The following is a 1,547-nucleotide window of genomic DNA, read 5'->3' on the forward strand; positions in this document are numbered from 1 at the left end:
TTGGGGGCGGTGGGTGGGGGCAGCGGTACGCAGGGGCCGGACGGCTCCGGCCGCGTACCCACGGATTCGGACGGCGCCGGCCGCGTACTCGCAGATCCGGTCGTCTCCGGCCCCGTACCCACGGCCCCGCACGGCCCCGGCCAGGTCCCCACCGCCCCGGACGTCCTCAGCGCGGTGGCGCGGGTCGCGGAGCAGACGGCCCTACGGCTGGCGGAGGGGCGTGCGGCCGGCCCCCGGCCGCACGACGAACTGGGCCGGGCTCGCTCGGAGCTGGTGGCCGGGGCGGCCGAGAGCGGCACGCCCGCCCGCGTGCTGCGGCGGCGCGCGGCCGTGCTGGAGATCGCGGACGCCACGCTCGCGCTGTCGATGGCCGCGTCCGTCGCCGTGCGGGGCCGGGCCGCCGGGGCGGTCGCCTCGCCGGGCCGGTTCTGGTACGCGGGGAAGCGCGCCCCGCAGCTGTGGTGGCACCGGCTGGAGGGCAACGCGGGTCAGCGGTCGGTGTACTTCCAGAACGCGGTGCGGATCGGCCTGGCGCTGGCGGCGGCCCGCCTGGTCGCCGGGGTGGACACGCTGCCGCACGGCTTCTGGGCGCTGCTCGCGACGCTGACGCTGACCCGCACCACGGTGGCGGGGACGCGGGTGACCGTGCGGCTGGCGCTGACGGGCACGCTGGTCGGGGCGGTGGTGGCGGCCGGGCTGCTGATCGCCGTGGGCTCGGACACCGTCGTGTACGCGGCGACGCTGCCGCTGCTGATGCTCTGCGCGTTCACGCTCGGCCCGGTCAGGGGCGTGGGGTGGGCGCAGGCCCTGTTCACGATCGTGATCACGCTGGCGTTCGCGCAGCTGGCGCACACGACGTGGCAACTGGCCGAGTTCCGGCTCCTGGAGGTGCTGGCGGGCAGCGCGATCGGCGCGGTCTTCGGGCTGCTGGCGTGGCCGCGCGGCGCGCACGACGAGCTGCGGCGGTCGGGCGCGGAGTTGCTGCGCACGGCCGCGGAGATCGTGGTGGCCACGGTCGCGGCGGTGGTGGCGGGCGGGACGCGCGAACCGCGGGTCACGGCGGCGGGGCACCGGTCCCTGCAGCACAACCTGATCCTCGCCGAGGCGGCGTTCGCCCAGTTCCGGAGCGAGCCCGGGGAGCTGGAGGGGGTGCTGTACGTGGGGGCGCGGCGCACGGAGCCGGACTGGCAGGCCACGTTGATGATGGGCCACCACACCCTGTGGGGCTCGGATCGGCTGCTGATCCCGCCCCCGCCACCGGCCGGCCCGGCGGGACCGACGGTAGTGCCCCCGCTGGGCCAGGAGGCCGCCGCGGAGGTACTGCGGCTGGGAGACCGGGTGGTCGGCCGGATGCTGCTGGTCTCGGCCGCGCTCGACCCGGGAGGCGACACCCCCGAGGCCCCGATACCGCTCCGGGACCCCACCGTCGCGGGGTTCGAGGCGGAGCCGAGAGACGCGCCGCCGCCGTACTACGTGACCGTGGCGTGGCTCGACTCCCTGGTGACCGACCTCGAACGGATCACGGGGACGGGCGGGGGCGGGGGCGG

The 1,547-nt window shown here is 77.2% G+C and carries 1 protein-coding gene; it reads left to right on the forward strand.

All coding sequences use genetic code 11. From position 1 onward, the window contains the following. Nucleotides 1–1,547, forward strand: a 1,547-nt coding sequence (locus tag VIU94_RS04890; protein WP_331907897.1) for an FUSC family protein, incomplete at both ends; no start/stop codon positions are given.

Origin of the sequence: Streptomyces sp. (genome assembly GCF_036566765.1) — a bacterium.
GTDB lineage: Bacteria > Actinomycetota > Actinomycetes > Streptomycetales > Streptomycetaceae > Streptomyces.